15 protein-coding genes are annotated in these 25,519 nt (G+C 67.2%); 9 read left to right on the forward strand and 6 right to left on the reverse strand.

Annotation, left to right across the window (positions count from 1 at the left end):
• The first annotated feature begins 61 nt into the window (after positions 1 to 61).
• From ACNI3K_RS06410 to ACNI3K_RS06425, 4 genes are all read left to right on the forward strand, one after another.
• Positions 62 to 1,000, forward strand: coding sequence for a carbohydrate ABC transporter permease (locus tag ACNI3K_RS06410; protein ID WP_419391008.1), 939 nt, complete (start codon positions 62 to 64; stop codon positions 998 to 1,000).
• Positions 1,001 to 1,095: 95 nt separating this feature from the next.
• A complete protein-coding gene (locus ACNI3K_RS06415) occupies positions 1,096 to 1,911 on the forward strand; it encodes a carbohydrate ABC transporter permease (RefSeq protein WP_419391009.1) in 816 nt (271 codons plus the stop codon).
• Between the two features lie 41 nt (positions 1,912 to 1,952).
• Positions 1,953 to 3,464 (forward strand): arabinosylfuranosidase ArfA, encoded by a 1,512-nt coding sequence (gene arfA / locus ACNI3K_RS06420; RefSeq protein WP_419391010.1) that lies wholly within the window; start codon positions 1,953 to 1,955, stop codon positions 3,462 to 3,464.
• Between the two features lie 68 nt (positions 3,465 to 3,532).
• A complete protein-coding gene (locus ACNI3K_RS06425; RefSeq protein WP_419391011.1) occupies positions 3,533 to 4,480 on the forward strand; it encodes an arabinan endo-1,5-alpha-L-arabinosidase in 948 nt (315 codons plus the stop codon).
• A 3-nt stretch (positions 4,481 to 4,483) separates the two neighbouring features.
• On the opposite strand, the gene ACNI3K_RS06430 is transcribed toward ACNI3K_RS06425, so the two are convergent.
• Positions 4,484 to 5,365: a PfkB family carbohydrate kinase gene (locus ACNI3K_RS06430; protein ID WP_419391012.1), complete on the reverse strand. Its 882-nt coding sequence runs from the start codon at positions 5,363 to 5,365 to the stop codon at positions 4,484 to 4,486.
• Between the two features lie 180 nt (positions 5,366 to 5,545).
• Between ACNI3K_RS06430 and murA the strand changes: the two genes are divergently transcribed.
• The 4 genes from murA to ACNI3K_RS06450 are packed head-to-tail and all read left to right on the forward strand — an operon-like array spanning position 5,546 to position 9,672.
• Positions 5,546 to 6,856: a UDP-N-acetylglucosamine 1-carboxyvinyltransferase gene (gene murA, locus ACNI3K_RS06435; RefSeq protein WP_419391013.1), complete on the forward strand. Its 1,311-nt coding sequence runs from the start codon at positions 5,546 to 5,548 to the stop codon at positions 6,854 to 6,856.
• A 2-nt stretch (positions 6,857 to 6,858) separates the two neighbouring features.
• A complete protein-coding gene (locus tag ACNI3K_RS06440) occupies positions 6,859 to 7,572 on the forward strand; it encodes a lysophospholipid acyltransferase family protein (protein ID WP_419391014.1) in 714 nt (237 codons plus the stop codon).
• Positions 7,569 to 8,570 carry an NAD(P)H-dependent glycerol-3-phosphate dehydrogenase gene (locus ACNI3K_RS06445; protein ID WP_419391015.1) on the forward strand — a complete coding sequence of 334 codons (1,002 nt, stop codon included), beginning with the start codon at positions 7,569 to 7,571 and terminating at the stop codon, positions 8,568 to 8,570. Before ACNI3K_RS06440 ends, ACNI3K_RS06445 begins: the two co-directional genes overlap by 4 nt.
• A gap of 4 nt (positions 8,571 to 8,574) precedes the next feature.
• Positions 8,575 to 9,672, forward strand: coding sequence for a D-alanine--D-alanine ligase family protein (locus tag ACNI3K_RS06450; RefSeq protein WP_419391016.1), 1,098 nt, complete (start codon positions 8,575 to 8,577; stop codon positions 9,670 to 9,672).
• A gap of 63 nt (positions 9,673 to 9,735) precedes the next feature.
• On the opposite strand, the gene ACNI3K_RS06455 is transcribed toward ACNI3K_RS06450, so the two are convergent.
• The 5 genes from ACNI3K_RS06455 to ACNI3K_RS06475 form a co-directional block, all read right to left on the reverse strand.
• Positions 9,736 to 10,698: a sugar phosphate isomerase/epimerase family protein gene (locus ACNI3K_RS06455; protein WP_419391017.1), complete on the reverse strand. Its 963-nt coding sequence runs from the start codon at positions 10,696 to 10,698 to the stop codon at positions 9,736 to 9,738.
• Between the two features lie 111 nt (positions 10,699 to 10,809).
• Positions 10,810 to 14,145 carry a PQQ-dependent sugar dehydrogenase gene (locus ACNI3K_RS06460; protein WP_419391018.1) on the reverse strand — a complete coding sequence of 1,112 codons (3,336 nt, stop codon included), beginning with the start codon at positions 14,143 to 14,145 and terminating at the stop codon, positions 10,810 to 10,812.
• 639 nt (positions 14,146 to 14,784) lie between these two features.
• Entirely contained in the window at positions 14,785 to 15,726 is a 942-nt protein-coding gene (locus ACNI3K_RS06465; RefSeq protein ID WP_419391019.1) for a sugar phosphate isomerase/epimerase family protein, read from the reverse strand.
• Between the two features lie 454 nt (positions 15,727 to 16,180).
• Positions 16,181 to 23,467 (reverse strand): PQQ-dependent sugar dehydrogenase, encoded by a 7,287-nt coding sequence (locus ACNI3K_RS06470; protein ID WP_419391020.1) that lies wholly within the window; start codon positions 23,465 to 23,467, stop codon positions 16,181 to 16,183.
• 122 nt (positions 23,468 to 23,589) lie between these two features.
• Positions 23,590 to 24,057 (reverse strand): DUF3515 family protein, encoded by a 468-nt coding sequence (locus tag ACNI3K_RS06475; protein WP_419391021.1) that lies wholly within the window; start codon positions 24,055 to 24,057, stop codon positions 23,590 to 23,592.
• 83 nt (positions 24,058 to 24,140) lie between these two features.
• On the opposite strand from ACNI3K_RS06475, the gene ACNI3K_RS06480 reads away from it, so the two are divergent.
• Positions 24,141 to 25,514, forward strand: a complete 1,374-nt coding sequence (locus ACNI3K_RS06480; protein WP_419391022.1) for an MATE family efflux transporter — start codon at positions 24,141 to 24,143, stop codon at positions 25,512 to 25,514.
• Positions 25,515 to 25,519: the final 5 nt, after the last annotated feature.

A 25,519-nucleotide genomic window follows, 5' to 3' on the forward strand; every position in this document is an offset into this window, starting at 1 on the left:
GGGCCGGGAGCGCAGGCTCCCGGCCCGACCGGCGGATCCCGATCACTCTCGGAGTCTTCTCATGGCAACCATGACATCGCCGGCACGCGCTCGTGGCAACGCGGATCAGCACCCCGGAACAGTGGCACGACGCCGTCAGCGCGTGGGCTGGCTGTTCGTCTCCCCGTTTCTGCTCATCTTCCTGATCTTTCTCGTCATTCCGCTCGGCTACGCCTTCTACATGAGCTTGTTCACGTCGACACTCGCGGCTGGCACAACGTTCACGGGGCTCGACAACTACGTCACTGCATTCACGGACCCGATCTTCCTCGACGGTATGCGCCGAGTCGCCCTATTCGCCTTGGTGATGATTCCGCTGCAAATCGGCATCGCACTGGTAGCGGCCCTGTTCCTTGACACGCTCGCCACGAAGCTGTCGAAGGCCTCGCGACTGCTGATCTTTGCGCCTTACGCGATCCCGGTCGTGATCGGCGCACTGATGTGGGGATTCCTGTACAGCCCGCGGTTCGGTCCCGCCTCCACCCTCTTCGAGGTATTCGGTCTGGATGCCCCAGAGTTCCTGTCCTCGAGCATGATCTTCGGCAGTCTCGTCAACATCGTGACGTGGCAGTGGTCGGGCTACTACATGATCGTGATCTACGCGGCACTGAGGTCGATCAACTCCTCGATCTATGAGGCCGCCCGCGTCGATGGGGCTACCGGTCTGCAGATCGCCTTGCGCATCAAGGTGCCCATGATCTCCTCGTCGATGGTGATGGTGCTCATCTTCGCGATCATCGGCACACTTCAATTCTTCACGGAGCCGGTGGTGCTACGCAACATCACGCCGGGAGCCATCGACGCGGCGTACACGCCCAACATGTACGCCTACGCACTGGCCTTCCAGTACAGCCAGTTCAACTACGCGTCGACCATTGCCTTCTCACTCGGGATCCTGGTGTTCATGGGCTCGTATGTGTTCCTTTACTTCACTCGCAAGCAGAGCGGATTGGACCGATGACCTCCATTACCGATAAGCCCGCGGTCAGAAAGCGCCGCGCTCAGGTAGACCACACCGAGAGCGGCGTCGGGTCCTCCCGGCGTATCGGTTCTCACGTGCTGCTTGTCATTCTCGCGATCTACTTCATCCTGCCGCTGTGGTGGTTGCTGGTGTCGGCCACGAAGTCGACATCCAGCCTGTTCTCCTCGGCACCGCTGTGGTTCGACAGTCCGGCGGATTTCATCACGAACGTGCAGGGCCTCTTCACTCATCAAGGAGGCATCTACTGGACGTGGCTGGGGAACTCCTTCCTGTACGCCTTCGCTGGTGGGTTCGGAGCGACGATTCTGGCCATCCTGGCCGGATACGGGTTCGCGAAGTACCGCTTCCGCGGTCGCGGCTTCACGTTCGGGCTCATCCTCGGATCGGTGATGGTGCCGCTCACTGCGCTAGTGGTCCCCACGTTCTTGCTGCTCAGCAACGTGAACCTCATCAACACCATGTGGGCGGTGATCCTGCCCTCGCTCCTCAGCCCATTCGGCGTGTACCTCATGCGCGTGTATACGCAGGATGCGGTTCCGGACGAGATGCTCGAGGCGGCACGAATCGACGGATCCGGCGAGTTCCGCACGTTCTTCCGGATTGCATTGCCGATGCTCAAGCCAGCGGTCGTCACGGTGCTGCTGCTGAGCGTGGTCGCCACCTGGAACAACTTCTTCCTGCCGCTCGCGATGCTCTCCGATCCGGAGCTGCTGCCGGTCACGGTCGGGCTGAACAACTGGACCAAGCTGTCGAACGCGGGCGCGGGCGGAGAGCAGGTCTGGAACCTCATCACGTCGGGAGCGTTCATCTCTGTCATTCCGCTACTGCTCTCCTTCCTGTTTCTCCAGCGCTACTGGCAGGGCGGGTTGGCCATCGGCTCGGTCAAATAGCCCGTCGTTACTCTCTCTCTTCACAGAAAGCACTCCTACGCATGCCTGAAGCTCACCTGACCATCGACCCTCACTTCGCAGTAGGGCCCATCGACCGCCGTTTGTTCGGGGGATTCGTCGAGCACCTTGGACGCCACGTTTACGACGGCATCTACGAGCCCGGCCACCCGACCGCCGACGAGGAGGGTTGGCGCACCGACGTGATCGAGCTCGTGAGGGAACTCGGCGTCGACACGATCCGCTATCCGGGAGGCAACTTCGTCTCGGGTTTCCGGTGGGAGGACTCGGTGGGGCCACGGGAGCAGCGGCCACGTCGGCTGGACCTGGCGTGGCACTCCACGGAGACCAACGAGGTGGGCCTGCACGAGTTCTCGTCGTGGCTGGAGAAGGTCGGCAGCGAGTTGATGCTTGCGGTCAACCTGGGCACACGGGGCACCGCAGAGGCGCTTGACCTGCTGGAGTACTCGAACATCGCGGGCGGCACCGCGTTGTCCGATCTCCGTCGCGAACACGGCCGCGACCGCCCCTTCGGCGTCAAGATGTGGTGCCTGGGCAACGAGATGGATGGGCCGTGGCAGTTGGGCCACCGCAACGCCGAGGACTACGGCAAGATCGCCATCCAAACCGCGCGGGCGATGCGGCAGGTCGACCCCGACATCGAGCTGGTGGTGTGCGGCTCGTCGAGCGCCCAAATGCCCACCTTCGGCGAGTGGGAGCGCACCGTGCTCGAGCACACCTACGAGGCCGTCGAGTTCATCTCGTGCCACGCGTACTACGAGGAGTACGACGGCGATCTGGACTCGTTCCTGGCCTCGGCCGTCAACATGGATCGGTTCATCGAGACGGTGGTGGCTACTGCGGATCACGTGAAGGCGCTCAAGAAGAGCGACAAGACAGTCAACATCTCTTTCGACGAATGGAACGTCTGGTACATCACCCGCTTTGAGAATGTGGACAAGGTCGCGGGACTGGACAACTGGCCCGTCGCGCCGCGCCTGCTCGAGGACGTCTACTCGGTTGCGGATGCGGTGGTGTTCGGCAACCTGATGATCTCGCTGCTGAAGCATGCTGACCGCGTGACGAGCGCGTCGCTAGCGCAGCTGGTCAACGTGATTGCGCCCATCATGACCGAGCCGGGAGGCCCGGCCTGGAGGCAGACCACGTTCTTCCCGTTCTCGATCACTTCCCGGTTGGCGCGAGGCAAGGCGCTCGAGCTCAAGCTCGACGCCCCCACCTATGCGACGGACCGTCACGGAGAGGTGCCGCTGGTGGACGCGGTCGCGACGCACGATGAGGAGACCGGCCAGTCCGCAGTCTTCCTTGTCAACCGCTCGGCTGACGAGGACGTGACGCTGACGATCGACGTTGCCCGGCTCGGCCACGTCTCAGTTCTCGAGGCCCACACGCTCAGCGACGACGACATCTACGCGCGCAACACCCTCGAGGACCCAGAGCGGGTCGCGCCGCACCAGAACGGCTCCGCTTCCATCGACTCAGGGGTGCTGACCATCACGCTCCCACCCGTGTCGTGGACGGCGCTGGCGCTGGGGTGATGGGACGCGTGCCCCGGGGACGCCCGTTCGGCGGCCGCTTGGGCGCGCTCTCGGCAAGTGCGCTAGCCGTGAGCCTGATCCTGACAGGTTGCTCGACGGACAGCGGTTGGGACGTGGAAGACGACCTCGAAGGGGACCTCGACGTCCACGACCCCGCTCTCGCACGGGACGGCGACACCTGGTTCACGTACTCGACCGGGACGGGCACGGTGAAGGACGGCAACATCCCCGTAAGGTCGTCCCACGACGGCCAGACGTGGAGCAGGGCCGGGTTCGTCTGGGATGAGAAGCCGTCGTGGCTGAGCGAGGCCGTGCCGGGCGTCGACAATCTCTGGGCGCCCGAGCTCATCGAACACGACGACACCTGGTACCTGTACTACTCGGCGTCCACCTTCGGGTCGCAGACCTCCACGATCGCGCTCGCGACGAACACCACGCTCGATCCCGAGGATCCCGACTACGAGTGGGTGGACCAGGGCCCGGTGCTCTCGTCGTCCGAGGAGGACGACTTCAACGCTATCGACCCCGGCATCGCGGTCGACGGCGACGGCACTCCCTGGATGGCGTTCGGGTCGTTCTGGTCCGGCATCCGGATGGTCGAACTCGAGTGGCCCAGCGGGTTGAGAGCAGACACCGAGGAGCCCTTGCGAATCGCAGATCGGGGCGCGGCACCCAACGCAGTGGAGGCGCCGTACCTCGTCGAGCATGACGGCCATTGGTTCCTGTTCGTGTCCTGGGACAGCTGTTGTCGTGCTCTGGACAGCACATATCGGATCGCTGTGGGCCGTGCGGACTCGCCACAAGGGCCGTTCGTGGACAGGGAGGGTGTGCCGCTGCTCGACGGCGGCGTGACGGTGCTCCTCGAGTCCGAGGGCGAGAGGATCGGTCCCGGGGGGCAGTCCGTCCACGACGGGGTGATGGCCTTGCACTATTACGATGCGACGCTCAACGGACAGCCGCAGTTGGGGCTCATCGAGGTCGAATGGTCAGACGGGTGGCCAGCTCTGTCCTGGTAGCGCTCACCCGCGCAGCCACTCCCGTGTCCCGAACGATGTCAGCGATGGGGCGACCGCTCGAGAAGCCCACGCGATGTCCTCGGCGAGCCGCGCATCGGATATTCCGAGCGTCGCCACTCGCCAGGTGAGCGCACCGTGGAAGAAGTCCCCGGCGCCCAGGGTGTCAACCACCTCGACTCGCTCGATCGCGACCGACCCAGAGCCGCCCGGGGTGCGCCACAGCACGTCGCCGCCTCCGCGGGTGATGACGGCGCGTTCCACTCCCAGCGCGGCGAGCCATGCGAACACCTCGTCGGGTTCTCGCGATCCCTCCGGGGTCGTGAGATCGGCCGATGCGATCACCAGGTCGGTCTCTCGCGCCACCTCTGCGGTATGCGGCTTTCGACTTCCGGCGTCCATCAGCACGGGGATGCCCGATGCGCGGGCGGCCTTGGCCGCCGCGATCGCCGTCCGCGGGTGGTAGCCGTCGACGAGGGCGGCGCCCGTCCCGTCGACAGGCGGCAGCGGGATGGCCGGCTGGTCGAGCGCGGTGGTGCCCGAGGACGGCGAGACGACGGCGCGCTCACCCGTGGCGCGCGTCACCATGATGGATGCGGTCACTGGCGCATCCGTGCCGTCCTCCTCGGCATGGAGCGTCACGCCACATTCGGCGAGGTCCGCGGTGATGATGTCTGTGAGCGGATGACGAGGGAGACGCGTCACCAGGGTCGGGTCACCGCCCAGGTGGGCGAACGCCACGGCGGCGTTGGTCGCGGGACCGCCTGCGGCGATCAGCATCTCGTGAGCGGCGACCTTCTCGTTGGCACCAGGGACGCGGTCCACGGACTGGATCACGTCGAGCGTGCACAGGCCTGCGAAAAGGGCGCGGGGCGTAGCGGCGGTCACACGGCCATCGTGCCACCAGGGAGCGGGCAGATTCTTCCTACAGCGTGCCCCGCGACAGCGATCTGTGTACGGAACGTCCCTACAGGTAGGGGCCCGGCGCGAGGGGGCTGCGCGAGACCGTCAGACGCGCCGGAGGTGCCAGCGACGCGCCGCCACCCGTGATGAGGGAAGATAGAGCGCATGACCGACTCCATTCGCGTGCACGGCGGCGCGCCCCTGCGGGGCGAAATCACGGTGCGCGGCGCCAAGAACTTCGTTTCGAAGGCCATGGTCGCTGCCCTGCTGGGCTCTGCGCCCTCCACGCTGCGCAACGTTCCGAACATCCGCGACGTGAAGGTGGTCTCCGAACTGCTCCGCCTGCACGGCGCCGGCGTGGACTACAACGTCGACAGCGGTGAGATTGCCCTCGACACGACCACGCTGCAATCCGCAGACGCGCTCCAGATCGCGAACCACGCGGGCTCATCCCGCATTCCGATCCTGCTGTGCGGCCCGCTCCTGCACCGGCTCGGCGAGGCCGTCATCCCCGACCTCGGTGGTTGCCGCATCGGCGACCGGCCCATCAACTTCCACCTCGAGATACTGAAGAAGTTCGGGGCCCAGGTCGAACAGGCCGGCGATGGCCTGCACCTCACCGCGCCCCACGGCCTCACCGGAATCGCGCACACGCTGACATACCCGTCAGTCGGCGCCACCGAGCAGCTGCTGCTGACCGCGGTGCTCGCGAAGGGCATCACCACCCTCGAGAACGCCGCCGTCGAGCCCGAGATCAAGGACCTCATCGACACGCTGCAGAAGATGGGCGCGATCATCTCGGTCGACACCGACCGGTCCATCACCATCGAGGGCGTCGAGCGGCTCGGAGGTTACGACCACACCGCGCTCGCGGACCGGATCGAGGTGGGCTCGTGGGCCTGCGCAGCGCTTGCGACCCAGGGCGACATCACGATCCATGGAGCCCAGCAACGCACCATGGGCATGTTCCTCAACGTGTTCCGCAAGGTCGGCGGCGAGTTCGACGTGCAGCAGGACGGGATCCGGTTCTGGCACCCTGGCGGAGATCTGAACGCGATTCCGCTGCAGACGGACGTCCACCCTGGCTTCATGACTGACTGGCAGCAGCCGCTGGTGGTCGCGCTGACTCAGGCCAAGGGCCTCAGCATCGTCCACGAGACCGTGTATGAGAATCGGTTCGGCTTCACCGACGCGCTGGTCGCCATGGGCGCGCAGGTCCAGCTCTACCGCGAGTGCCTGGGAGACAAGAAGTGCCGGTTCGGCCAGCGCAACTTCCGGCACAGCGCCGTGATCTCGGGCCCCACGCCGCTCACGGCTGCGGATATCGAGGTCCCGGACCTGCGCGGTGGCTTCTCTCACCTGATCGCCGCGCTCGCGGCGCAGGGCACCTCGAACGTATCCGGCATCGGCATCATCGACCGCGGCTACGAGGCGTTCCGCGAGAAGCTGACGGCGCTCGGCGCGTCGGTCGAGTAGCGATGGCGCCCAAGACCCCCGCCGGGTTCCGCGCCGCGGCGGCACTCGTCAAGCCCGCCTTGCTGGCATCCACGCGGCGGAACTGGTCGGGCGGCGAGAACCTCCCGAAGGATCGAGGCTTCATCGCCGTCTCGAACCATGTCACGTACGCGGATCCCTTCACCTTCGCGCACTACCTGTACGACCACGGCTTCGCGCCACACTTCCTGGCCAAGGCCCCGCTGTTCGATATCCCCGTAGCTGGCAAGTTCCTCGCACACCTCGACCAGGTTCCCGTGCACCGCGGCGGCTCTCAGGCGCGGGACGCTGTCGAGGCGTCGGCCAAGCTCCTGGAGCGGGGCGACTCGATCGCGGTGTTCCCGGAGGGCACTCTCACGCGTGATCCAGACCTCTGGCCCATGCTCGCACGCACCGGAGCCGCGCGGATGGCGCTCGCCTATGACGTCCCGGTGGTGCCGATCGCCCAGTGGGGGGCGCACCGGCTGCTCCCGCAGTACTCGAAGCGACCGAGCCTCTTTCCCCGCAAGACCGTCACCGTGAAGGCTGGTCCTCCCGTCGACCTGGAAGAGTTTCGCGGACGGCCCCTCGACATCGAAGTGCTACGCGCTGCCACCGACCGCATCATGGCTACGCTGACTTCCATGCTCGAAGAGATCCGTGGCGAGACGGCGCCGGCGAAGCCCTGGGACATGCGCCGCGAGGGCGGCGGCCGATGACCCGCGCAGCGGTGCTGGGCTCGGGCGCCTGGGGCACGACGTTCGCCGCCGTGCTAGCCGACGCGGGGACCGAGGTGACGTTGTGGGGACGCGATCCCCAGGTCGCCGAGCAGATCAACACCGAGCGCCGCAACGAACGTTCCCTGCCCGGCATGGAGCTGCCCGAGGGGATCACCGCGACCACCGATGCGCGGGGCGCCCTCGCGGGCGCAAACATCGTCGCGGTCGCGCTTCCCGCTCAGAAGGTGCGGGGCATCATCGGCGATCTCGCCGATGCGGTCCCGGCCGATGCGGTCGTCGCCTCGCTCATGAAGGGCATCGAGGTTGGCACGCACGCGCGCATGAGCGACGTGCTGCGCGAGGTGTGGGGGCTTTCCGCCGAACGCACCCTGGTGGTGTCGGGCCCGAACCTTGCAGGAGAGATCGCGGTCAAGCAACCGACCGCGACCGTCGTGGCGGGCACCGATGCCTCGGCCGCAGAGATGCTCGCGACTGCGACGGCGTCGAGCTACTTCCGCCCGTACACCAACCCCGATGTCGTGGGCGTCGAGTTGTGCGGCGCGTTCAAGAACGTCATCGCCGTCGGAGTGGGAGTCACCGACGGGATGGGCTTCGGGCACAACACCACCGCGACGGTCATCACCCGTGGTCTGGCAGAGATCACCCGGCTGGGCGTCGCACTCGGTGCGCATCCCGACACCTTCTCAGGCCTCGCCGGCATGGGTGACCTGATCGCAACGTGCGCGTCTCCGCTGTCGCGCAACCACACGCTGGGAGCGCACATCGGCCGTGGCCTCAGCCTCACCGACGCCATCGAACGCACGGGCGGTACTGCAGAAGGCGTGCAGACGTCGCTGTCGATCCAGGAGCTGGCGCGCGCCCACGGCATTGATGTTCCCATCTGTGATGCAGTGGTGGACATGCTGCACCACCAGCAGCCCCTCGCGGAGGTGCTGGCCTCGCTGCTGTCTCGGCCGCGCAAGGCGGAGCTGAGCTGACGTGGTGTCCTCGTCCAAGCCCACCGTCGCCGTGCTGTTCGGCGGTCGGTCCTCCGAGCACGCGGTCTCGTGCGCGACCGCGGGGGGCGTGCTTGAGGCGATCGATCGCGACCGCTGGGATGTCGTCGCGGTGGGCATCACCGAGGACGGCCGCTGGGTGCCCGCATCGGACGATGCGCGCGACTGGCGCATCCGCGACGGTGCCTTGCCGCGGGTCGCAGCCGACGACCGCACCGTGCTGCCGCCCCGTGACGCGACCGAGCGCACGTGGCGGGTGCTCGCCAAGGACGGCCGCGCATCGGCGCTTGCCGATGTCGATGTGGTGCTGCCGCTGTTGCACGGACCGTTCGGCGAAGATGGGACCATCCAGGGCGCCCTCGAACTGATCGACGTGCGCTACGTCGGCTCCGGGGTGTTGGCCTCGGCCGTGGGCATGGACAAGGTGTACATGAAGATCGTTCTTCGCGCTGCGGGCCTGCCGGTGACTCCTGACGTGGTGCTGAATCCGGGGGAGAGCCCCGACGCCAAGCGTGCGGAGATCGAGGCGCTCGGGATGCCGCTGTTCGTCAAGCCCGCGCGTGCCGGTTCATCGATGGGCATCTCCAAGGTCTCGGAATGGTCGCAGCTGGACGCCGCCGTCGCCGCCGCGCTCAAGCACGACCCGAAGGTGCTCGTGGAGAAGGCGGTGATCGGTCGGGAGATCGAGACCGCCGTTCTCGACGGGCCGGAGGGCCCGGTGGCCTCGCCAGCGGGCGAGATCGTCACCGGCGGCGGCCGCGAGTTCTACGACTTCGAGGCAAAGTACCTCGACGAGGCGGCGGTCGACCTGCGGTGCCCGACGGTGCTCCCCGACGACGTAGCGCCGCGCGTGGCGGACATGGCCCTGCGTGCGTTCCAGGCGGTCGGAGCGGAGTCGCTTGCGCGCGTGGACGTGTTCGTCGCCGAGGACGGCACGATCACGGTGAACGAGATCAACACAATGCCAGGCTTCACGTCGACGAGCATGTACCCACGCATGTGGGCGGCGGCCGGCGTGACCTACCCGGAGCTGATCGAGACGCTGCTCACCGGTGCGCTCGCCCGCAGCGTCGGCCTGCGATAGCTGAGCGGACGCACGAGCGCCCCGACCCTACTGGGCCGGGGCGCTCGAGCTGTCAGGTGTGGATTAGTACGTGTAGCAGGTGAGGAAATCGAAGCTGTCACGCGCGAACTCCGCGTCGGCCGGGGCACCGTCGCGCTCGAGCACGTAGAGCTTCACGTTTCCCTGGGCGGCGCGCAGGATCGGCCCCCAGTCGATGTCGCCCTCGCCCACATCGGTGAGGTCCGCGCGGCCGTAGGGCGCGGTGCCGTCCTTGATGTGGAGGAGTTCGACACGGTCGCCGTGCTCCTCGAGCAGCGCCGCCACGTCTACGCCCGCGCTGATTGCCCAGTACACGTCAAGTTGGAACGTGACGTACCGCGGGTCGGTGTTCTCGACGAGGATCTCCCACGCGCTCTTCATCTCGCCCGTGGCGGGGTCCTCATACTGAGTGGTGAACTCGCTGGCGTGGTTGTGCCCAAAGAATTTGCCGGTGCCATTCTGGACCGACCGCTCACCAAGGCGGTTCATCGTCTCAGCAGTCGCGAGCGTGTTCTCATACGATCCGATGCCCGGAGAGGCGAAACCGCCCGAGCCCACGTACTTCTGGCCCAGGTCCTTCGCGAGTTCCAGGGTCGTGCCGAACGTGGCTTCGTCGGTGCTGCCGTGCGAGGACGGTGCCCTCATGCCACGGTCGCGCAACTCGTCACGGAACTCCTCCGCCGAGTAGTCGCCGTAAGAACTGAAGAAGCTGCCCGGCGTGCCGAACGGCTCGATGTTGCGGAAGCCGATCTCGTCGAGTTCGTCGACCACGGTGTCGATGCCGTCCTCGAAGATCCAGCCCAGGTAGCTGAACATCTGAATCGAGATCTGGTTCGCGGGCACTGAGCGTCCGGCGCACTGTGAGGCGGCGTGCGCCCGGTCGTTGGCATTGTCGCTCGGAGGTGCTGCTGTTGCCGGCCCGGCGAGCGCGAACGCACTTCCGGCCACGGCGGCCGCTGCGGCGAGAGCCGCAACGGTCCTTCTCTTGAGAGTGAGACTGGTGTTCATCTTGATGTTCTCCTTCTCGGCGGCATCTTCGTCGCCGTGGTGGGAAACCCGGCCGCGGTCTGCGGCCGGCGGTGCGGGGCGGAGCGCTCGGGGAGCGCCCCGCCCCACGGTTTACTGCAGCGAGTCGATGATCGCCGCGATATCCCGCGTCAGGAGCTCGTCGGAACTGGCGTCGGCCAGCCTCTCGAGCGCCTTGATCGCTTGGCTGGTCCGGCCGGCGTCGAGGTGACGTGTGGCCTGGTCGAGGAAGGCGCTTAGTTGCGCCGCCTCGTTGGGAGCGGTGTCGTCGTCCGCAATGACGCGATCGACGTGGTTCTCGAGGTCGCCGACCGTGGCTTCTACCATGAAGGTCACGGTGACCTCGCTGACGTTGCCGGCGACATCTGTCGCCGTCGCCGTCAGGCTGTGGTCGCCAAGATCGAGGGTCGCCACGTCGATCTCGCCCGGCTCGACGGCCTCGCCGTCGAGCGTGAACGTGGTCGAGTCGATCCCCGAGACTTCGTCCTCGGTCGTGGCTCCCAGGTCGATCGTCGCGGTCGAGCCGACGGTGTCTCCGTCGGTCACCCCGGTGATTGCGACGTCGGGTGCCGTGCCGTCGATGCTCACGGTGATCGATCCGACCTCGGAGAGATTGCCGCCCGTGTCGGTGCCGCGATACAGGATCTCGTGCACGCCGTCGTCTTCGACGGTGTACGGGAGTAGCGCCTGGAAGAAGTCCCAGTACCACGCGCGCAGGCTGATCCAGGTTTCTCCCCCATCGAACGAGATCTCGGCGTCGTCGATCCCACCGTTGTCGGTGACCGCAACTGAGACATCGACGGGGCCCGTGTACCAGCCGTTGTCGCCGGTCGGTTCGGCCGGATCGAGCGACACGGACGCCTCGGGAGGCGTGACGTCCGTGACGCCGTCGCCCTGGAAGGTGAGCGTGTCGAGTTCGACGCCGCCGGTCGACGTGACGAACAACTCGCCGGTGCCCTCGGGGAAGGCGGAGACTTCCGCCTGGACATCAGCCCAGCCAACTCCGGAGAACGATGCGGTGGCGAATGCCTCCGCCTCGGCCGCGCCCCAGCGAAGCTCGATCGTGCCGGTGCCCGCGCCGCGGACCTCGACCCCGTCGATGCCGGTGAAGTTGACCGGATCCCACGAGAGGTGGTCGCCTGGGTCGAGCCCCGTGACCTTGGAAAGGGCACCGGCTGTGTCATCCGCGACCACGTCGGCACCGGAGATGATGTCGGCGTGCTCGGCCTCCTGGGCGAACGGGTTGAGCACTAGCGAGACCTCGGCCTGCGCCGGCGGGATGTCGCCATTTCCCTGATCGGTGTAGTTCGCGACGATCACGGAGAAGAGCTTCTCCGTCTCGCCGTGCTCGGGAGCGTCGATCGGCATGGCCCACGCGCCCTCGCAGCCGCTGCCCAGCTCTTCGGGGTGGGCGTGGGTGTCGTGTCCGAGTCCGACCGTCCAGCTCAGGTTCGAGCAGACCGTCTCGTCGCCATCCTCAGGATCGGTCGTCGCGAACCTGTACGGCACCGCGTCGCCCCAGGTGAAGAACCCCCCGTCAGCCGGGTAGTCGGCCGTGAGGGTCGGAGCCACATTGCCCACGGTGATCGCACGCGACGTGATGCCGGTGCGGCCGCCCGGGTCGGTGACGCGCAGCCGGACCGTGTACTGGCCCAGCTCGGTGTACTCGGCCATGGCGGAGACGCCGGTCTCGTCGAACACGCCGTCTCCGTCGAAGTCCCACTCGTAGGTGAGCGCGCCGCCCTCGGGGTCGGAGGACCCCGAACCGTCGAGTTCGACGGTCAGCGGTGCCGTTGACGATGAGATCGGGTCAGCAGCGATGACGGCGGTGGGGCTCTTGTCGCCCTCGGCGTAGTCGACGCGGTAAAGACCCGCCTCGGGGTTCTGGCGGAAGAAGCCGTTGCCGTAGTCGAGGATGTAAAGCGAGCCGTCGGGACCGAACTCCATGTCGATCGGGCCGTCGGTGATCGCCTGCACGTTGTCCGTGAGGGCCGCATTGGGCAGGACGTGCTCGACGTGAGTTACGGGGCCGTCTGGGTCGGGGATGGTGAGCGCAGCGATGTAGTCCTGAGAGAACTCGTAGAAGAACGCCTTGCCGTCCCAGTACGCGGGCCACTGCGTGCTCGGGCCGTCCGGGTCGTAGTGGAACGTGGGGCCACCCATGGGGCCTTGGCCTCCCTGGGCGTCGAACTCCACGAACTCGTCGAAGGGCTGGTCGCCCGGGTTGTCGCCGTAGTACACCTGCGGAGCGGTGGCCGCGGGCAAGACGTCGAGCCCGGTGTTCCACGTCGAGTTGTTCTCAGCACCCGCCTCGCAGTCGAACCATTCTCCGGGCGTCGCGGTCTCGAAGTCCCACTCGTTGTAGTTCGCATTCGGGCCATGGCAGTACGGCCACCCGCCGTTGAGAGGCTGGGTCGTGCTCTGCCACTCGACGTAGCCCATCGGGCCGCGCTCGTCGCTCGCAACTCCGGAGTCGGGGCCGTAGTCGCCCCAGCTCACTGCGCCAGTCACGGCATCGACCTCCATACGGAAGGGGTTGCGCAGCCCCATGACGAAGATCTCGGGCCGCGTCAGCTCGGTGCCGGGCTCGAACAGGTTTCCCTCGGGAATCGTGTACGACCCGTCGTCCTCGGGGTGGATCCTGAGGATCGCGCCGCGGAGGTCGTTGGTGCTGCCGGCACCGCGCCGTGAGTCGAAGCCGGGGTTCATTCCCGGTGCGTTGTTGTTCGGAGCGAAGCCATTTGAGCCAGGGGTGCTCGCGGGGGTGTTGTCGCCAGTCGACAGGTAGACGTTGCCCTCGCCGTCGAAGTCGATGTCACCGCCCACGTGGCAGCACTGGCCGCGCTGGACCTCGACCTTGAGCAGCACCTGCTCGGTCGACAGGTCGATCGAGCCGGTGGCGTCGTCCCATTGCGCGCGGGTGAGCTGGTTGTAGCCCTTCCACGCATCCCAATAGGACTCGTCCTCGCCGTCTGGGAGGGAGTTGGGCGCGGAGCCGTTCGGGGTCGTCTCGGGGTACTCCGGGTCGTCCATGACGCGCGGCGCGTAGTAGAGGTAGACCCAGCCTGATTCCTCGAAGTCGGGTGCAATGGCGAGTGATTGCAGACCGTCTTCAGAGTTTGCATACACGTCGATCGTGTTGACGACGTTCGTCACGCCCGTCGACGGATCGGTGTGTCGGATGTCGCCGTTGCGGGCGGTGTGGAGGACGGAGCCGTCGGGCATGATCGTCATGCCGATCGGCTCGCCCACGTCCTGGGTGAGAAGGATCTTCTCGTAGTTCGACCAGTCCAGTGCCGCTGCGGCACCCGGCTCATCGTCGTGGTCGATGCCATCGTGGGCTTGAGCCACGGTGGATATCGACGTCAGCGCTAGCGCGGCGGCAATCGTGGCCGCCGTGGCCGCTACGCCTGCTCGAGTAGAATTCATCTGGCATTCCTTCCGGGGAACAGGCGTCGGTGACCGTGTGAGATGGGGCCGACGCCCTTGTCGGGTGGTTGATGCTGGTGTCCCGTCGTCACGTACTCGTCCAAGTGCCGTGGCGGCGGGACTGTTTTGTGTCAGGGGTGGGGCGGGTACCTCCTCTCACGGCGAAATGCGTCCGCGAACACCGCTTGTGCAGAGGTTCGCGCGGGCTGTAATGAGGGAGCCGCGCAGCGCGCGAGAGGGTGTCCGCGAGTGAGGGCGGGCACCTGTTCGCGGACGGTAGATGCTCCGCGAGGTTGGCGTCCAGCTACGGCTGAACCAGTCTGATCGTCGTTGATCATGGGTTGACCATACCACCCTTATAACGCAGTGCAACCGAAAGATGCTCAACCGGCGGCGTAACGTTTCGATAGGTTTTCGACCAGATTGACCTGGTTCGCCGGGACACGTGGGATCGACCGCTCCACTTCGCACTCGGCATTGACGTGCTCGCGGGGTTCGGGCATGGCACTGGACTCTGATCGGAGTGGTGCTGCCCGATCTTCGCTGTGTCTCGCCGAGCAGTCCTCGTCTGCGGCTGGGGCCGGACGCACGAGCGCCCCGACCCTACTGGGCCGGGGCGCTCGAGCTGTCAGGTGTGGATCAGTATGTGTAGCAGGTGAGGAAATCGAAGCTGTCACGCGCGAACTCTGCGTCAGCCGGCGCACCGTCGCGCTCGAGCACGTACAGCTTCACGTTGCCCTGGGCAGCGCGCAGGATCGGCCCCCAGTCGATGTCGCCCTCGCCCACATCGGTGAGGTCGCCGAAGCCGTACGGTGCCGTGCCGTCCTTGATGTGGAGCAGTTCAATGCGGTCGCCATGCTCCTCGAGCAGAGCGACCGGGTCGGCGCCCCCATTGATGGCCCAGTAGACGTCGAGCTGGAAGGTGACGTAGCGCGGGTCAGTGTTCTCCACGATGATCTCCCACGCGCTCTTCATCTCGCCGGTCTCCGGGTCCGCGTACTGGGTCTCGAACTCCCACCAGTGGTTGTGGCCGAAGATCTTGCCGGTGCCGTTCTTCACGGAGCGTTCGCCGAGCCGGTTCAAGGCCTCCGCGGTCGCGAGCGTGTCCTCGTACGAGTCGATGCCGGGGCTGGCGAAGCCTCCCGAGCCGACCCACTTCTGACCAAGATCCTTCGCATCGGCGAGGGTGGCGTCGAAGGTGGCCTCGTTGGTGCTGCCGTGTGACGACAAGGCTCGCATTCCTCGGTCGCGCAGCTCGTCGCGGAACTCGGCCTTCGTGTAGTCGCCGAACGACCCCCCGTACGGCTCGACGTTGCGGAAGCCAATGTCGTCGAGTTCATCGAGCACCGTGTCGATGCCCTCTTGTCCGATCCACGACGCGTAGCTGTACAACTGGATCGAGATCTTGTTCGCAGGCACCGAGCGTCCGGCGCACTGGGTGGCCTCGTGCGCTCTCGGGTTCGCGTTGTCGCTGGGCTTGGCCGTGGCCGGCGCTCCCAGGGCGATCGCGCTTCCCGCGACCGCAGCGGTGGCAGCGAGAGCTGCCACCATCCTGCGCTTGAGGCTGTGAGTGGTGTTCATGAGTGCTCTCCTTCTCGATGGCAACGTTGCCATCGTGTTGGTGGGGCCGCCCCCTCTCGAGGAGCGGCGGTGCGGGGCGCAGAACCGCTGAGGGAGGTCCTGCCCCACGTCTAGTGCAGCGAGCCGAAGCCCGGTGGGACGTTGTACTTCAAGGATCGTGGCCCTTGAGGGTCTCCCGGCTGCGTCGAGGTGGGACCGCGCGGAGGGAGTATGCAGGCATGTCGCAGCGATCGGGTCGGGTTCGGCACCGGAGGCGTCCGGACGATGCCGGTCGGGGCTGATCGACTTTGATCATGCTGCGAACCTAACCCCGCTTATGTCGCCCGTCAAACGAAAGATGTCTGAAGGCAGATATAACCATCGGTCCGTTTTGCGTAGGTCGCAGGATCGCACCTGAGCGAGCCACGGCCAGCGTCGCGCGCCGTGCGAGGGGACACCCAGGGTCCGCGGTTGCTCAGCTGCCGGACAGGTACTTGGTTTGGAGATAGCTGGTGACTGCCTGGTGCTCGTCGGACGTGAGTGCCCGGTCGTAGATCAGTGCGGCGGCGATGTCCATGTCGACGAATGGGGTGCCGTCGATCTCTGCGCCGATGATGATTCGGTCGCTGGCGGTGTTGAAGGTGTGGGTGCCGGAGTCGATCTCGGTGCCATCGGCGTAGTGCGTGAAGGTGGTGGAGTCGTAGACGACGGACTGGACCATCCAGCCGGCACCGTTGCCAGCGACGTCGGAGTCGTGATCCCCGCACCAGCCCTGCACCGCAAGGTCGCCATCGGCGGAGACGGTGGTGCCGAACGTCATACCGCAGTACGGGGCGCCCCAGGAGAACCCGCCCCAGCCATTGGAGCGGTAGTTCGTGACGACGAACACGGTTCGGGCAGCATCACCGGTCGGGATGCCGTTCAGCGAGTCGTCCCGGGTCAGTGCGTCATCGACTCCGTCGAGTGCGACTGCCGGGAGGCCGCTGGGAGTGGTCGTTCGCGTCGGCGCGCCCGTTGCGGTCAGGTCGTTGCCCGAGCTGGAGAGATCGCTCCATCCCGTGACGGTCGAGGTGCCCGCAAGCCCTGAGTCCGCCTCCAGGCACAACACGGCGGTGTCGCCGCCCGGGGCCGCGCACCCGGCCGGAGTCTCGGGCGTCTCGGGTGCTGCGGGGAGGGCCGAGACCTCTTGCGAGGCTTCGGATTGGTTGTCGGTGTCGTCGATCGCGGTGACGGCGTAGAAGTACTCGGTGCCGTTGTCGACCGTGTCATCGACGAACTCCGGGGCAGTGACCGTGGCGAGCGGAGCATCCGTGGCCGGGTCGATCGTTCCCGCGCTGGTGGCGCGATAGACCCGATATCCCGCCAGGTCGGGTTCGCTCTGGTCGTCCCACGCGAGAGTCACGGAGCCGTCCGCGGCGGTGGCGTCGAGGCCGGTGGGCGCGGCCGGCGGGGTCGTGTCGGGCTCCGGTGGCTCTGGCGCTGTCGGCGTGGCGGCAACCTCGGTCGAGAGGTCGGACTGGTTGCCCGCGTCGTCGACAGCCGTGACGGCGTAGAAGTATTCGGTGCCGTTCTCGACCATGCCGTCGACGTGCGCAGCCGAATCGACCGTGGCGAGCGGGGTGTCGGTCGCCGGGTCGATCATTCCCGCGCTGGTGGCGCGATAGACCCGGAATCCCGCGAGGTCGGGTTCGCTCTGGCCGTCCCACGCGAGAGTCACCGTGCCGTCCGCGGCCGTAGCGGCCAGGCCGGTCGGCGCGGCAGGCGGGGTCGCATCGGGCTCTGGTGCCGGATCTGCTTCGGGTGCCGCGGAGACCTCCGGCGAGGCGGGGGACTCGTTGTCGGCGTCGTCGATGGCGGTGATGGCGTAGAAGTACTCGGTGCCGTTCTCGACGGTGGCGTCGACGAACCCGGCCGCCTCGACGGTGGCGATGGGGGTGTCGGTCGCCACGTCGATGGTGCCTGCGGTCTCGGTGCGATAGACCCGGTATCCGGCAAGATCGGGTTCGCTCTGGCCGTCCCATGCAAGGGTCACCGTTCCGTCCGCGGCGGTGGCGTCGAGGCCGGTGGGCGCGGCTGGCGCGGTGGTGTCCGGCTCTGGGGCCTCTGGAGCTGTCGGCGTGGCGGAAACCTCGGTCGAGAGGGCCGACTCGTTGCTTGCATCGTCGATGGCGGTGACTGCGTAGAAGTACTCGGTGCCGTTGTCGACGGTGGCGTCGATGTAGGCGGCGGAGTCGACGGTGGCGAGCGGGGTATCGGTTGCCACATCGATCGTGCCTGCGGTCTCGGAGCGGTAGACCCGGTATCCCGCAAGGTCGCCGTTGACGTCGGTGGAGGCGGTCCACGACAGCGAGACCTCGGCGTCGCCCGCAACCGCGTCCAGGTCTCCCGGGGCCGAGGGGGCAGCATCCTCGACTGTGCCCGAGAGGTACTTCTGGTCGAGGTACGACGACACCTCTTCGTGCTCGGCGATGCCGAGTGCCCGGTCGTAGACCAGCACGGCGGCGATGTCCATGTCGACGAATGGGGTGCCGTCGATCTCTGCGCCGATGATGATTCGGTCGCTGGCGGTGTTGAAGGTGTGGGTGCCGGAGTCGATCTCGGTGCCATCGGCGTAGTGCGTGAAGGTGGTGGAGTCGTAGACGACGGACTGGACCATCCAGCCGGCGCCGTTGCCAGCGACGTCGGAGTCGTGGTCGCCGCACCAGCCCTGCACCGCAAGGTCGCCGTCGGCGGAGACGGTGGTGCCGAACGTCATACCGCAGTACGGGGCGCCCCAGGAGAACCCGCCCCAGCCATTGGAGCGGTAGTTCGTGACGACGAACACGGTTCGGGCAGCATCACCGGTCGGGATGCCGTTCAGCGAGTCGTCCCGGGTCAGTGCGTCATCGACTCCGTCGAGTGCGACTGCCGGGAGGCCGCTGGGAGTGGTCGTTCGCGTCGGCGCGCCCGTTGCGGTCAGGTCGTTGCCCGAGCTGGAGAGATCGCTCCATCCCGTGACGGTCGAGGTGCCCGCAAGCCCTGAGTCCGCCTCCAGGCACAACACGGCGGTGTCGCCGCCCGGGGCCGCGCAGCCGTCCGGCACCTGGACCGTTGCCGGAGTCGCTGTGACGACGGCGGAGAGGGCGGACTCGTTCCCCGCCCCGTCGACGGCCGTGACCGCGTAGAAGTACTCGGTGCCGTTGTCGACCGTGTCATCGACGAACTCCGGGGCAGTGACCGTGGCGAGCGGAGCATCCGTGGCCGGGTCGATCGTTCCCGCGCTGGTGGCACGATAGACGCGATAGCCGGCGAGGTCACCGTTGATGTCCGTGGATGCCTGCCACGACAGCGAGACCTCGCCGTCGCCCGCAGCAGCCTCCAACCCTTTGGGGGCCGAGGGCGCGACATCCTCGACTTCCTCCGGGGCGGCTGCCACCTCTTGCGAAGCGGCGGACTCGTTGCCCGCGTCGTCGATTGCGGTGACGGCGTAGAAGTACTCGGTGCCGTTGTCGACCGTGTCATCGAGGAACTCCGGGGCAGTGACCGTGGCGAGCGGAGCATCCGTGGCCGGGTCGATCGTTCCCGCGCTGGTGGCGCGATAGACCCGATATCCGGCAAGGTCGGGTTCGCTCTGGCCGTCCCATGCAAGGGTCACGGTGCCGTCTGCGGCGGTGGCGTCGAGTCCCGTCGGCGTCCCCGGGGGCGTCGTGTCCGGCTCCGGCACCTGCGGCGTGGCGGCGACCTCGCCTGACAGGCCAGACTCGTTTTCAGCGTCGTCGATGGCGGTGATGGCGTAGAAGTACTCGGTGCCGTTGTCGACCGTGTCATCGATGAACTCCGGGGCAGTCACCGTGGCGAGCGGAGCATCCGTGGCCGGGTCGATCGTTCCCGCGCTGGTGGCGCGGTAGACACGGTATCCCGCAAGGTCGCCGTTGATGTCCGTCGACTCGGCCCACGACAGCGAGACCTCGGCGTCGGCCGCAACGGCGTCTAGGTCTACCGGCGCCGAGGGGGCGGCATCTTCGACCGTGCCGGAGATGTACTTCTGGTCCAGATAGGAGCGCACGTCGTCGTGCTCGGCGCTGCCGAGCGCTCGGTCATAGACGAGTACGGCGGCGACGTCCATGTCGACGAACGGGGTGCCGTCGATCTCTGCACCGAGGATCATCCTGTCCCCGGAGGTGTTGAAGGAGTGGCTGCCAGAGTCGATCTCGGCGCCGTTCGCGTAGTGCGTGAAGGTCTCGGAGTCGTACACGACCGATTGGGTGAGCCAGCCCGCCCCATTGCCGTCAACATTTGAGTCGTAGTCGCCGCACCAGCCTTGGAGGGCGAGGTCGCCGTCGGCGGAGACGGTGGTGCCGAACGTCATGCCGCAGTACGGCGCACCCCACGAGAAGCCACCCCAGCCATTGGACTGGTAATCGGCCACGACGAAGACAGTGCGCGCAGCGTCACCCGTAGGTATCCCGTTCAGGGCTCCGTTTCGCCGCAACGAATCGTCGACCCCGTCGAAGGAGACCGCGGCTACACCGCTCGGCGTCGTCGCCTCGCCTATCGCAGGGACTCCCGCGGCGACGTCCAAGTCGTTTCCGCGACCGGATTGATCGAGCCATCCGCCCACGCCACCCGCGCCTGCGCCGATGACGTTGAGATCGGACTCGAGGTGCAGGACGAGTCCATCGAGCGGCAGGTCGCCGCTCGGTGCGGTCGTGTTGACGGTGAACTCGACGGAGTCGGTGGATCCCGGGTGTGTGTAGACGGTGTGGTCGGAGCGCGCGATCTGGAGTTCGACCGTGTGGGCTCCGTCCGAGACGTCCGTGAAGGTGTGTGAACCGGCAGCTTGCATCACCGGGACGTACTGTCCACCGTCGAGGCTGACGTGGACGTGGTCGCCGGGCGCGAGGTCGCCGGCGGTGGTCCACGTCACCTCGACATCGGCGCTCCGCACCGTCGCGCCCTGCGTGGGGGCGGTGACGGTTACGGTGGGCGGGGTCGGCGGGGGTGGGCCGTCGAGGGAGTACTGCTGCGCGAAGTACGCCTCGATCTGGTCTCTCTCCAGGTCGCTGACGGCGCGGTCGTAGACCAGGATCTCCGCGACGTCCATGTCGATCTTCCGCGCGCCGTTCAACTCGGTGCCGAGCCGGACGGCGCCCGTGCCAGTCTCGTAGGCGTGGCTTCCGGCGTCGATCTCGGTGCCGTCCTTGTAGTGAACGAACTCGTCGCCGCTCTTGACGATGGACTGCACTAGCCAGCCCTCGCCGTCTGCCGGAGCATCGGAGTCGTAGTCGTTGCCGCCTCCCCAGCCCTGGATTCCGAGGTCGCCGTCACTGGTGCGCACGGGGCCCCACGACTGGTTCGGATAGGTCGAGCCGTAGGTGAAGCCCGCCCATCCGCCCATCGGCGAGGCGCCGTCATACTTGACCACCGCGAAGACCGAGCGGTCCGCGTTGCCGATGGGAAGGTCCGTGAAGCCCGTGCGGCCCAGGCCGTCGTCCTCCCCGTCGAAGCTCACGACGTTGTGGCCGTTCAGTGCGCCGGTGAGCACGGTGGGGGAGCCGGAGACGACGCCGAGGCTGTTGCCCGAGGATGTGAGGTCGTTCCACCCGGTGACGCCGCCTCCGTTCGTGCTTACCCCTTGATCGCCCTGGAGGCGCATGACCAGGCCTTCTGACACGGGCGCGGAGCACAGCCCGTTCGGGACGAAGGTCGCGGTCAGCGTGGAGGCCGTGTCAGGCACGGTGTACGTGTGGGTTGCCGCGCCGCCGTCGGACCACGAGTCGAAGACGTAGGAGTCGCCGCCCAGGCACTGGGGCGAGCGGGCGGAGACAGTGTGCTCGAATCCGATGAGGGTGTCATGCACCCACGGCGCCGCACGCGGGACGCTGTCCAGGTTCACGACGAGCCCCGCGGGCTCGGTCGCCACGGTGAAGTCGACCTTGTCTGGATGGACCTCGACGGTGTCGGTTCCGACGAGCCCGTCGGAGTCCGTGACGGTCAGCGTGATCTTGTACCAGGTCTCATTGCTGTAGTCGTGCCCGCTGGTCGGCACCTCGAACTCTCCGGAGGTCCCGTTGGGGATCGAATCGGCAGGATGGAAGTGGTTGTCGTGGCCGAACTGCACGGTCCACGCGTAGTCAGCCGCCTCTAGCGGGCCGTCGTCCGTCGCCTCGCCCGCGACTTGGATCGTGTCGCCGGCCCTGAACAGAGCACCGCCGGTGGGCGACGTGATCGTCACGTCCGGGAGCACCCCCACCTGTATCGGGATCGGCTCTGACGTCTGGGCGTGGCTGCCGTCGGAGACACTCACGTAGGCGTCGTAGGGGCCTTCCTCGGTGTACGTGTGCTGCGCGGTCGCCCCGGTCGCCGTGCTGCCGTCACCGAAGTGCCACGTGTACGTGAGCGGGTCGTTCTCGGGATCGGTGGCGCTGGCGGAGAACGCGACCGTCAGCGGCGCCGGACCGGAGTTCACATCGGCCTCGGCCGTGGTGATCGTCGGCGCCTGGTTCCCGCCCTCGTAGACGATGCGACGAATCTGCCCGGTTGCGATCAGCGCGTAGTACAGCGCGCCATCAGTGCCTTGCTCGATCGAGACCACGGTCGTGGCGCCGCCGGGCATCTGCCCCGAGGGCTTGAAAGGGAAGTCGCCGGTGACCGTCTCGCCCGACTCGTCGAACGTGAGGTAGCGGATGAAATGGCGCGTGTAGTCCCCGTAGAAGTACACGCCGTCCCACGCGGCGGGGAACTGGTTGCCGCGGTAGACCACGCCGCCGGTCAGCGACGCGTTGCCGGTGCCCCCGCTAGCGTGGGAGTAGGCGAAGATCGGCTCCGCGAGGCCGCCATCCTCGATGGGGCACGTGGGGAAGTCGGAATAGGGGTACGGACCCTCGCACCCCGGCCACTGGTAGTTGAGCCCCTTGTACGCGTCGTCGTACTTCGCGACGTGAAGGTCCTCCCACGACTCGGGGATGTCGTTGCCGCCCACTTCGCCGATGAAGAAGCGGTTGGTGGGGATGTCCCAGCTCGCTCGGAACGGGTTCCGGAGACCATAGGCCCAGATGTACGGGTGCCTGCCGTCGGTTCCGTCCGCGAACGGGTTGTCCGGCGGAACATCGCCATCGGGCTCGACTCGAATGATCGACCCGCTCGCGTCCGTGAGGTCCTGGGCGCGATTCCCATCGAACTGGTCGCCGAGCGTCAGCCAGATGTTTCCATCGGGGCCGAAGTCAAGACCTCCTCCATAGTGACAGCAGCTGGTATAGCCGGTGCTGTCCTGCCACACCACGAACTCGGAGGTGAGGTCCGCGCGGCTGGACGTGCCGCCGGTGTTCTCGACGTGGGTGAAGCGAGCGATGCGGCCCTTTCCGGCCGACTTCGGGTGGTAGTACAGGTAGACGTACCCGTTGGTGGCGAAGTCGGGATCGATCGCGACGTCGATCAGACCGCGCTCCGCGTTGTTGTCGATGTCGGTCAGCGTCAGGTACGTCTCGGTCGCCATCGGCACCGTGGCGGGGTTGCCGATCTTGATCTGACCGCCCTTCTGGAGCACGAGCATGCGCCCGCCGGGCAGGAACTCCATGGCGATGGGCTCGCTGATGCCGGTCGTGAGCACGGCCTCATCAGAAAAGCCGTCCATGGAGAGCGGTTCCACGTCCGCCATCGCGGAGGGCGTCGAAGCGACGAGCACCACACTGCACAGTGCCGCGCCCAGCAGCACGATCAGTAGCCGGACTCCCCATGGCTGAGCGGCTTTCGTCTGTTCCCCCCCGGGCCGAGCGCCGCTCATCGTCATCCGTTCCCCCCAAAACGTGTGAATGTGACATCGGTCACATGCACGCATAATACCCCTGCGCGGCTCGAGCGCCACCCCGAGTTTTCGCGAGAAGAGCCAGCGCCGTGATCAGCGCTCTACGAGCACTCGAGCCCGTTGGAGGGAGCCAGCGCCGCGGCGGGGGACAGTTCCGCAAGCACGTCGCCCACCGCCTCATCCGCGCGGACCTGCGGGACTGTGAGCTCGAGAGCGGGGGAGCGGCCGAAGGTCACGGCGACCCAGTCCTCGCCCTCCTCGCGCAACAGCCAGTCGACGGTGGCGGCCGGGGTGTCGATGGCGACGCACTGCTCTGTCGTGGGGCCTGGGGGCTCGACTCCACAGCGCGCCACGATGGGGTACTCCTCTCCCCACGCCTGGGTGGCCTGCGACGTGGTCGCGCGCATGTCCAGGCCGCCCACGTCCTCGGGAACTGCGAGCATGACGCGGGCGCAGTCCGGGTCGCCGGCGTACGGCGCGGCCTCGACCACGGCTGCGTGCGCGCAGCCGGCGAGCATCGGCACCGCCAGCACGGCCGATGCGGTGGCGACGGCAAGGCGACCAGGCATGGCTTCCAGCGTAGTTCGGGCGAGCGCCGCCCCCGGCCACCGCATCGGTCGGTCCCGCCTGCGCAAGCAGGTAGCGTCGATCCGTGACATCCCGCCGCGCCCTCTTCGCCGGTCTACCGCACCGGCACGCGCTGTCCCTCGCGTGGCCCATGATCGTCGCGAACATCTCGGTTCCGCTCGTGGGACTGGTCGATACCGCGATGCTGGGGAACTTCTCGGACGCGCAGAACCTGGGGGCCGTCGCCGCGGGCGCGATCGTGCTGTCTGCGGCGTACTGGGTGCTGTCGTTCTTGAGGCTCGGCACCACCAGCCTGGTAGGGCGCGCCGTCGGTGCCGGCCGCCCGCTGGACACGATCTCTCATCTGCAGCGCAGCCTGATGCTCGCGGGCGTCATCGCGGTAGCGATCCTGGTGCTGCAGTGGGTGGCGATCCCGCTGGCGATGTCCATCGTGGCGCCCGCAGGCGAGGTGCGCGAGCTCGCGACGACCTATGGGCAGATCCGGGTGCACTCGCTGCCCGCAGTGCTCGCCACCTCCGTCATCACCGGGTACTTCATCGGCTCGCAGGACACCCGCCGTCCCCTTGCGATCGCCGTGGTCGTCAACCTCGTGAACCTTGTGCTCGACATCGTCTTCGTGGGCGGCCTCCGCTGGGGGGCATCCGGAGCCGCGTGGGCGACGCTGATTGCCGAGTGGCTGGGGTTGGCCGTCGCGGTCGTGTTGCTGTGGCGGTTCCTGGACCCCGCGCTGAGGGCCCGCCTGCGAAGCTGGCGAGGGCAGGGGCTGCGCTCGCGGTGGCGGGCGCTGCTGACGATGAACGCGGACCTCGCGATCCGTACGGCGCTGCTGTACATGGCGCTGACGTTCCTGACCGCCGCGGGCGGGCGCATCAGCGAGGAGGTCCTCGCCGCCAACGCGATCCTGTTGCAGGTGACGCTGCTCGCGAGCTACGGGCTGGACGGCTACGCCCACGCGGCCGAGGCGATGAGCGCGCGCGCCCTCGGCACAAGAAGGCTCGACGAGTTCCACCGCGCGAACGCGGCGGCGACCCTGCCCGCGCTGGGCATCGCCGCGGTGTTCACGGCGCTGTTTCTGATCGGCCAGGGCCCCTTCATCACGCTGATGACGAGCCTGCCGGACCTCGCGCAGACCACGGCTGAGTACTACCACTGGGCGGCCTGGCTCCCACTGATCTCTGTGGCGGCGTATCAACTCGACGGGATTTTCATCGGTAGCGGACAGACGCGGATCATGCGCAACATGATGCTGGTCGCGGTCGTGGGGGTGTATCTGCCGGTGTTCCTCGTGCCCGCGTGGGTGCGGGGGGAGGCGAGCAACGACGATCTGTGGCTCGCCTTCACGCTGCTCAATGTCGCGCGCGGCTTGCTGCTGGGCGCCGCGTACTGGCGGCTCACCCGCACCGGGGGTTGGCTCAGGACGGCCGATGCGGCAGCCTAGGCTCT

It is taken from the genome of Demequina ureilytica (genome assembly GCF_048553575.1).
Taxonomy (GTDB): domain Bacteria; phylum Actinomycetota; class Actinomycetes; order Actinomycetales; family Demequinaceae; genus Demequina.

What these genes read in the sequence shown, in the direction of transcription:
- arfA (WP_419391010.1), top strand. Translation starts at nt 1,953, where the DNA reads ATGCCTGAAGCTCACCTGACCATCGACCCTCACTTCGCAGTAGGGCCC.
- ACNI3K_RS06475 (WP_419391021.1), bottom strand. Translation starts at nt 24,057, where the DNA reads ATGCCTGGTCGCCTTGCCGTCGCCACCGCATCGGCCGTGCTGGCGGTG.
- ACNI3K_RS06440 (WP_419391014.1), top strand. Translation starts at nt 6,859, where the DNA reads ATGGCGCCCAAGACCCCCGCCGGGTTCCGCGCCGCGGCGGCACTCGTC.
- murA (WP_419391013.1), top strand. Translation starts at nt 5,546, where the DNA reads ATGACCGACTCCATTCGCGTGCACGGCGGCGCGCCCCTGCGGGGCGAA.
- ACNI3K_RS06460 (WP_419391018.1), bottom strand. Translation starts at nt 14,145, where the DNA reads ATGAATTCTACTCGAGCAGGCGTAGCGGCCACGGCGGCCACGATTGCC.
- ACNI3K_RS06410 (WP_419391008.1), top strand. Translation starts at nt 62, where the DNA reads ATGGCAACCATGACATCGCCGGCACGCGCTCGTGGCAACGCGGATCAG.
- ACNI3K_RS06465 (WP_419391019.1), bottom strand. Translation starts at nt 15,726, where the DNA reads ATGAACACCACTCACAGCCTCAAGCGCAGGATGGTGGCAGCTCTCGCT.
- ACNI3K_RS06455 (WP_419391017.1), bottom strand. Translation starts at nt 10,698, where the DNA reads ATGAACACCAGTCTCACTCTCAAGAGAAGGACCGTTGCGGCTCTCGCC.
- ACNI3K_RS06470 (WP_419391020.1), bottom strand. Translation starts at nt 23,467, where the DNA reads ATGAGCGGCGCTCGGCCCGGGGGGGAACAGACGAAAGCCGCTCAGCCA.
- ACNI3K_RS06445 (WP_419391015.1), top strand. Translation starts at nt 7,569, where the DNA reads ATGACCCGCGCAGCGGTGCTGGGCTCGGGCGCCTGGGGCACGACGTTC.